Source organism: Domibacillus antri (assembly GCF_001936625.1).
Lineage (GTDB): Bacteria > Bacillota > Bacilli > Bacillales > Domibacillaceae > Domibacillus > Domibacillus antri.
In genome coordinates this window covers 1-7,175 of sequence record NZ_MSDU01000060.1, presented here as the reverse complement: position 1 = coordinate 7,175, position 7,175 = coordinate 1, and the positions used below count along the sequence as shown (strand labels likewise).

9 protein-coding genes and 1 pseudogene are annotated in these 7,175 nt (G+C 44.1%); all 10 read left to right on the top strand.

What is annotated here, in order from left to right; translation table 11 throughout:
- Window positions 1-130 (top strand): annotated as a pseudogene (locus tag BTO30_RS17780) (enoyl-CoA hydratase/isomerase family protein); the annotation flags it as partial.
- 162 nt (window positions 131-292) lie between these two features.
- Window positions 293-1,165 carry a PaaX family transcriptional regulator gene (locus BTO30_RS15870; protein ID WP_075399669.1) on the top strand — a complete coding sequence of 291 codons (873 nt, stop codon included), beginning with the start codon at window positions 293-295 and terminating at the stop codon, window positions 1,163-1,165.
- Between the two features lie 18 nt (window positions 1,166-1,183).
- Window positions 1,184-2,149, top strand: a complete 966-nt coding sequence (locus tag BTO30_RS15865; protein ID WP_075399668.1) for an NAD(P)H-dependent flavin oxidoreductase — start codon at window positions 1,184-1,186, stop codon at window positions 2,147-2,149.
- A 2-nt stretch (window positions 2,150-2,151) separates the two neighbouring features.
- The gene (locus BTO30_RS15860) at window positions 2,152-2,931 is read left to right on the top strand and encodes an enoyl-CoA hydratase/isomerase family protein (RefSeq protein WP_075399667.1); all 780 of its coding nucleotides are present in this window, start codon (window positions 2,152-2,154) and stop codon (window positions 2,929-2,931) included.
- 16 nt (window positions 2,932-2,947) lie between these two features.
- Complete coding sequence (locus BTO30_RS15855) at window positions 2,948-3,940, top strand: MBL fold metallo-hydrolase (protein WP_075399666.1); 993 nt, start codon at window positions 2,948-2,950, stop codon at window positions 3,938-3,940.
- A 155-nt stretch (window positions 3,941-4,095) separates the two neighbouring features.
- Window positions 4,096-5,028 (top strand): Phenylacetic acid catabolic protein, encoded by a 933-nt coding sequence (locus BTO30_RS15850; RefSeq protein WP_075399665.1) that lies wholly within the window; start codon window positions 4,096-4,098, stop codon window positions 5,026-5,028.
- A gap of 1 nt (window position 5,029) precedes the next feature.
- Window positions 5,030-5,356, top strand: a complete 327-nt coding sequence (locus BTO30_RS15845; RefSeq protein ID WP_075399664.1) for a metal-sulfur cluster assembly factor — start codon at window positions 5,030-5,032, stop codon at window positions 5,354-5,356.
- Complete coding sequence (locus tag BTO30_RS15840; protein WP_075399663.1) at window positions 5,353-5,583, top strand: hypothetical protein; 231 nt, start codon at window positions 5,353-5,355, stop codon at window positions 5,581-5,583. Before BTO30_RS15845 ends, BTO30_RS15840 begins: the two co-directional genes overlap by 4 nt.
- 4 nt (window positions 5,584-5,587) lie before the next feature.
- Window positions 5,588-6,217: a Phenylacetic acid catabolic protein gene (locus BTO30_RS15835; RefSeq protein ID WP_075399662.1), complete on the top strand. Its 630-nt coding sequence runs from the start codon at window positions 5,588-5,590 to the stop codon at window positions 6,215-6,217.
- A gap of 21 nt (window positions 6,218-6,238) precedes the next feature.
- Window positions 6,239-7,039: an enoyl-CoA hydratase-related protein gene (locus tag BTO30_RS15830; protein WP_075399661.1), complete on the top strand. Its 801-nt coding sequence runs from the start codon at window positions 6,239-6,241 to the stop codon at window positions 7,037-7,039.
- The last annotated feature ends 136 nt before the right edge of the window (window positions 7,040-7,175 follow it).

Genomic DNA, 7,175 nt, shown 5'->3' with positions numbered 1-7,175 from the left:
GGAAATGCCGCTGAATGCGGCAATCCGCTACGAAGGAGAGCTGCAGAACCTGCTGTTCCGTTCGGAGGACGCAAAGGAAGGGCTGAGTGCATTCCTGGAGAAGAGAACTCCGGACTGGAAAGGGATGTAATCATCTTCTTCCGGAGTGCGCGCGATCAATTTCAAACCAGTATGCGGCCTGACGGGTTCATACTGGTTTTTCTTTTTACAGGATGGGGTGTCTTCTTGATTGAAAGGAAAATTATGATCATAATAGGTAGGTGAATTGATTAATTGGACAGGAAGTGGAGTAATGAAACCGAGGTCATTGATGTTTACATTTTTCGGAGAATATATCAAGCATTACGGCGGCGAAGTGTGGATGGGAAGTTTAATTAAAATGATGAGCCATTTCGGCATTTCAGAGTCTTCTTTGCGAGGTGCTGTGCTGAGAATGGTGCAGCAGGACTATATTAGTGTGCGAAAGATTGGCAATAAAAGTTATGCGACTTTAACGGAAAAAGGAAGACGGCGCATGGAGGACGGTCTGGCCCGTATTTATTCAAGCCGTCATTTAAATTGGGACGGGCATTGGCGTGTCCTGATTTATTCGATTCCAGAGGAACGGAGAGAATTACGTACACAAATACGCAAAGAGCTGAACTGGACCGGATTTGGCTTAATCTCCCACAGCACATGGGCCAGCCCAAACCCGTTGGAAGAACAGGTGTTGGAAATGGCCAAAACGTATGATCTGGAAAATAACACAATTTTATTTAAAACAAGTTCAATCATTTCCCATACAAATGAAGAAATCGTGCGCAAAGGCTGGGATTTAGATGCAATTTCTGCCGAGTATGCGGTCTTTATAGAAAAATACGAAAAAGTATATGGCGAATTAAAAGATAAGACATGGGCTGGTTCGCTGCCAGAAGAAAAATGCTTTGAAATGAGGACGATCCTTGTGCACGAATATCGGAAGTTTCTTTTTGTTGATCCTGGCCTGCCAGTAGATTTGCTGCCTGAAGGATGGAACGGCTTAAAAGCACGCGAGCTGTTTTTTAATCTACATCAATTGCTTTCTATACCATCCACAAAATATTTCGAACGCATATTTAAGCATGCCCCTGATACAGAGCCGGCTATGAACCGGGATCGTGCTGTCAATCCATTTACGGGTGTGTAAACGAAAGGGTGTGGGTAAATGAGGAATCGGATTTCCGCTGTTCTTGACGTGTCTTTTCCTATTATAGAGAGCGGCATGGCATTTATTGGAGACGGAACCCTAGCCGCAGCTGTATCGAATGCAGGCGGCTTTGGTCAAGTGGCGGCAGCCGGCCACAGTACGAAAGAGTTTAAAAAGCAGATTGAGACGGCTTCTTCTTTAACGAACAAGCCATTTGGTGTAAACGTGCCCATTAGCAGAGTGACGATTGAACACGAGTATTTTTCAATCATCTACGAATACCGGCACCTTTTAAAGGCAGTCAGTCTGGGTGCTGGTGATCCTCGGCCATTTATTGAGCCTTTGAAAAAATGGGGATTGAAAGTGATCGCGGTTGGGGGAACAGTTAAGCATGCAGTAAATGCTGAAACACACGGGACAGATATTTTTGTTTGTGAAGGCTTTGAAGCAGGCGGGAGAAACAGTCCTTATGAATTGACGCTGTTCAGCCTGCTTCCCCAAGTAGCAAAAGCAGTAAGCTTGCCGGTAGCAGCGGCAGGCGGCATTGTGGACGGAAAAGGCGTATTAGCAGCATTTTCTCTTGGTGCGGAGGGCGTTCAAATGGGCACGCGCTTTATTGCATCAAAAGAAAGCCCTGCCCATGCTCATTATAAAAAGAGATTAGTTGAAACGACTGACACAGATACAGTCATTTTAGAACGGAGCATCGAGAGAATTAACCGTGTAATCCGTGATAAGCTGCCAAATGAAATATTGTCGCTGGAAAAGGCACCCACTTCTTTCGAGGAACTTTACCCTTATATTAACGGCCTGCGCAATAAAGCGGCAGCAATAGACGGTAATCTTGAAGATGGCTGGCTTCATACGGGGCAGTCAGCAGGACTCATTGACTCAATAGACAGCGTAGAAGATATCATCCAGAACGTAATGAAAGAGCTAAAAACAGCCCGCCAAAAAGAAAGCGTTTCCATAAAGGGAGTGTAAAAATGAGTACTGCATCAACTTTCAAAACGATTCGTTTTACAATTGAAGATAATGTTGCTTTTCTTGTGTTGGATCGGCCTCCCGTTAATATAATGACGATGGAAATGATGGGAGAACTTTGTGAAGCTATTGAAGCTGCTTCGCGAAATAAAGAATTGCATGCACTTGTGATCAAAGCAGCAGGAAAAGTCTTTTCTGGAGGCGTGTCCGTTGAAGACCACATGGGCGATTTAGCAGAACCGATGATTCATTTGTTTCACAAAATTTTTCATCTGCTGTCCGGTGATTTATGCCCGACAATTGCTATTGTAGAAGGGGCGGCAATTGGCGGCGGGTGCGAGCTGGTAACGTTTTGCGATATCGTTTATGCTTCAGACAAAGCAAAAATCGGCCAGCCCGAAATCAATTTAGGCTTATTTCCGCCTGTTTCCGCGGTAGTGTTTCCCTATATTACCGGATTAAACCGTACTATGGAATTGATGCTGACAGGAAAGACGCTAAATGCGCAGCAGGCATACGAATATGGATTTTTTAATAAAGTGGCGCCTGCGGAATCTATGGATACAGAGGTCTCGGAACTGCTTGAAGGATTAAAAAAGAAAAGTCCGCTTGCCTTGAGGCTGACAAAAAAAGCAGTGCGTGAAGCGATGTCTGCTGGCTTTTCCTCATCGATTGAAAAAGTCGAGCAGATATATTTAAAGGAATTGATTGTCTCAGAAGATTCGCAGGAAGGGCTGCGCGCCTTTGTCGAAAAACGTCCGCCAGTTTGGAAAAATGTGTAGTGAAGGAGGAGTAGAAATGGCAGCAATCCAACAAATCGACGAAACGATTTATAGAGCAGCGATCCCGGTGCCATTTCCGATGAAATATGTGTACTGCTACTTATTGCAGGAGCAGGACAGCTGGACGATCGTAGATACTGGATTGAAGACAGATGAGGCCATTGCTGCATGGGAAAAAATTTTTTCTGAATTAAACATACGGGATCAAGACGTCCGTTCAATTATCTTAACACATTTTCATCCCGATCATTTCGGCATGAGCGGCTGGCTGCAGAAAAAAACAGGGGCTCCTGTTTACATGAGTGAAATCGATATTGAAATGGCTGATCGTGCATGGGGAACAGAAAGCCAGCAGCCGAATCGTGTCCGAGAAATGTTTTTGCAGCACGGAACTCCTGGGGAGCTCGCTGAAGCTATTGAACATAATATGAAGCGGCTTGCTTCCAAAGTAAGACCGCTGCCAAAGCTAACACCGCTTCCATCAAGCACAGTTGAAATGGGTAGGAGCCAGTGGGAAATTATTGAAGTACCGGGTCATACAGATGGAATCGTCTGCTTTTATGAAAAAAGGAAGCAGTATGCGCTCATATCTGACCATGTTCTTGATAAAATCACGCCGAATATTAGTCTCTGGCCGGGGTGCGCAGAAAATCCGCTAAGAAATTACATGAGGTCGCTTGAGCGGGTGCAATCGCTGGAAGTAAAAACAGCGCTGACCGCTCACGGAGAACTCATTATGAATTTGTCGGAAAGAGCGGACCAGATCATTAGCCATCATGAAAAGCGGCTCTCAAAAATCGAAGAGGCTTTGCGGGACGGGCAATCTGCTTACGATATTGCGGTCAGCCTTTTTCATACAAGGTCTCTTTCTACACATCAATGGCGTTTTGCGATTGCGGAAGTGATTGCTCATTTAGAGTATTTAGCACAGGAACAGAGAGTAGAAAAAGAGTGGAATGGACAATTGTTTATGTACAAAAAGCAGAAATCAGCACTTTCAGCCAATTGAGAAGAAAGAAAAAGAAGAATCCGGTAAGGGTTCTTCTTTTTTGTTTGAAAAAACTGAAAATTTTTTCTTTTTATTGTCTTGACATTCATTATGGTAATAATTATTATGCTATTAAGACGATTGTTAAAAAAACATAATTAAAAGAGGTGGAACAAGTGGAAGCGAACCTGTTAAAAGAAAAAGTAAATACAGGGTTTATTGTAGAAGGTTCAGAAGACATGAATGAAGAATATTTAAAAGCGTTAAAACAGACGCTTTTGATTGTCGGCGATACGGAACTGCTCAGTGTGCCGCCGCTTTTGACTGTGTATGATCAGGCGCCAACGCTGAACCATAAAATTACCGCATTAGCGATCATGCAGGATGAAATAGGGCACGCGCATATTGCTTACCGGCTGCTAAAAGAACTAGGCGAAGATGTAGATGAATTATTATACAATCGTGAGCCAAACCGCTGGAAAAATCCTTATGCTTTTGATTTTGAATTATCTAACTGGGTAGAGCTCGGCGTTTTTAATGCTTATTTTGATAGAGCAGGCTATACACTTCTCGGCGATGCATTCGAACATACATCGTACGGACCATGGAAACGCGCTCTTGTCAAAGTGGATAAAGAAGAACTTTTCCATCTGCGAAATGGAGAAATCATCATGAGAACCGCTATGAAAGATCCTGAATTAGCAGAGCAGGTGCAAAAAGCGAGTGACTGGATGTTCCTGATGGCTCTTGAATTTTTCGGCGTAGCAGATGATTTAAAAAGCCGATCAGCGCAGCTTGACTACAAATTAAAAGGAAAAACAAACGATGAGCTTCGCCAAAAATGGCTGTCAACTGCGGTTCCATTTTGCGAGTCAATAGGAGTGTCAGTTCCTGCTCATTATGATGAAAACACAAAGCGCTACGTGATTGATGTTCCATTCCCTTGCAAATTTGACGTGGCAAATAAAAAATGGCTCTATGACGAACCAGATACGTGGGAGAACGTGATCAAACGCTTTAAAGACCGAGGCCCTCGGAATGCAGAATTTGTACAGCGATTACAAAAAGGAGCCAAAGAGATGGAAAACCTTCGAAAAGAGGTGAGCTAATATGGCAGTCAACGTACAAAGTGAACAAAAATATTGGGATGCCTTAAAAGAAGTAATGGACCCTGAGTTTCCGATCAGCGTTGTTGATATGGGTCTTATTTATGACATTAAAGAACAGGCAGATACAATTCAGGTGACGATGACGTTTACAGCTGTCGGCTGTGCCTGCACAGAATGGATTAAGGGAGACATCGAAAAAAGGCTGCTGGAGGAGCGAAATGTCCATGCTGTTGATATCCATGTTGTATGGGACCCGCCTTGGACAGTTGACCGAATGACGGAAGAAGGAAGACAAAAAATGAGAACCTGGGGGGTTAGTTCCCGATGAATAATCATGAAGCTTCGCGGGTTGTCTACGATGTGTTTACCCGCATTAAACGTGGTGACGACTTATTCCATGTTGGATCAGTTGAAGCGGAATCAGAACAGCTGGCAAAAGTATACGCATCATTCACATATGATGAAGAAAAATGGGTGGAAATGGTCGTCGTTAATCGTGATCAAATAAAATGGGTGCGCAAGCCGGAAGGCCTGTTTGAAAAAGAAGGGGCGTGAAGTAATGGCAGAGATGAAAACAGGACTGGCCCAATTTACAAATGTTGTAGAGAAGATTGCAGATAATAAGTATCTGCTTGGCGACCGTCTGGTGGAAATTGGCGTTAGCGGTCCGCGTCTTGAGTCAACGCTTTCCGCCATTGCGATGGCACAAGGAGAACTTGGGCACGCAAGACTTTTATATAGCTGGGCACTTGATTTAAGTGGATTTTCAGGGAAAAAGCCTGAAATTGAATCACAAACCGGCAAAGCGTTTCAATTTATTGAGCAGGTAGATGACTGGGTATCGCTAATTGCCGCTTTATACACAGTAAATGCAAGTGTTGATATCGTTTTAAATGCGGTGCTAAAAGCAGAAAATACAGATATTGTTTCCCGTATTCAAAAGCTGATTCGGGAACAAAAAGAACACATGATGTATACCGAAGGCTGGATAAGGCAGCTCCGGGAAGATTCAAAGCCTGTGCAGCAAAAGCTTCAGCAGTATTTAGACGCTTACACGTTAGAAGCAGCCGAGTGGCTTGAATCATTGGATGCTGACAAAACGCTTCAAGAGGGCGGCTATTTAAGCAATGATTCGGCACTGGCAGAGCAGCTTTCACAGCGCCTTCAAAAAACGGCCGTTCTTAATTAAAAATATGGAGTGAAGAACCATATGACTGAAAAAGGAATCCGATTTAAAAAAGAGGATGGCATCGGCATCGTTCAGCTTCATAACCCAAAGCGTGCAAATGCTTTAAGCGCTTTTCTAGTGAATGACCTTCAAGAAACGGTTCGCGATATCGCGGCAGATGAAAGCTTGCAGGCAGTCATTTTCACAGGCGGGGAAAGCAAATCGTTTTGCGCGGGAGCTGACTTAAAAGAACGCCAGGCAATGAATGAAGAAGAAATTCGCTCCTATGTTACCCAGCTGCGCAATACATTTCAGGAAATTGCCGAGCTGCCTGTCCCGACAATAGCCGCAGTAAAAGGGCTGGCTCTTGGCGGAGGCTGTGAGTTGTCACTTGCCTGCGACATTCGGGTGATTGAGGAAGACGCGCTCATTGGCTTAACAGAAGTATCCTGGGGAATTATTCCGGGAGCGGGAGGTACACAGAGGCTGACCCAGCTTATTGGGAGCGGCATGGCGAAAAAACTCATTTTCACCGCAGCTAAATTGCGGGCGGAAGAAGCGGTGAGGATTGGTCTTGCAGAAGAAATATGCAAGGCTGGAGAATTAGAATTGAAAGCGCTTAAAATAGCGAATTTGATATCAGCTAACTCTGGTCACGCTGTAAGACTTGCGAAAGCAGCTATTCATGGCCTTTTGGAAGACCAGATGAAACATGGATTGGAAAAAGAATGGGCGATGTATCAAGAAACAATTCCTCATCGAGACCGCTTGGAAGGATTAGCCGCATTCCAAGAAAAAAGGACACCGGACTATCGTAAAAAAATACAGTCAGAGTTGAAATAAAATACATTCATTTTTTAATAATAAGGGGGAAGTGACTATGCCACAAGCAACAGAAACGAAAACAGAGAATCTTTCGCTTGTAAAGCGGGGCCCGCTCGCAGACATCCACCTTCCTGTCAACAATGCCAATTCAGAC

What these genes read in the sequence shown, in the direction of transcription:
- BTO30_RS15870 (WP_075399669.1), top strand. Translation starts at nt 293, where the DNA reads ATGAAACCGAGGTCATTGATGTTTACATTTTTCGGAGAATATATCAAG.
- BTO30_RS15865 (WP_075399668.1), top strand. Translation starts at nt 1,184, where the DNA reads ATGAGGAATCGGATTTCCGCTGTTCTTGACGTGTCTTTTCCTATTATA.
- BTO30_RS15860 (WP_075399667.1), top strand. Translation starts at nt 2,152, where the DNA reads ATGAGTACTGCATCAACTTTCAAAACGATTCGTTTTACAATTGAAGAT.
- BTO30_RS15855 (WP_075399666.1), top strand. Translation starts at nt 2,948, where the DNA reads ATGGCAGCAATCCAACAAATCGACGAAACGATTTATAGAGCAGCGATC.
- BTO30_RS15845 (WP_075399664.1), top strand. Translation starts at nt 5,030, where the DNA reads ATGGCAGTCAACGTACAAAGTGAACAAAAATATTGGGATGCCTTAAAA.
- BTO30_RS15840 (WP_075399663.1), top strand. Translation starts at nt 5,353, where the DNA reads ATGAATAATCATGAAGCTTCGCGGGTTGTCTACGATGTGTTTACCCGC.
- BTO30_RS15835 (WP_075399662.1), top strand. Translation starts at nt 5,588, where the DNA reads ATGGCAGAGATGAAAACAGGACTGGCCCAATTTACAAATGTTGTAGAG.
- BTO30_RS15830 (WP_075399661.1), top strand. Translation starts at nt 6,239, where the DNA reads ATGACTGAAAAAGGAATCCGATTTAAAAAAGAGGATGGCATCGGCATC.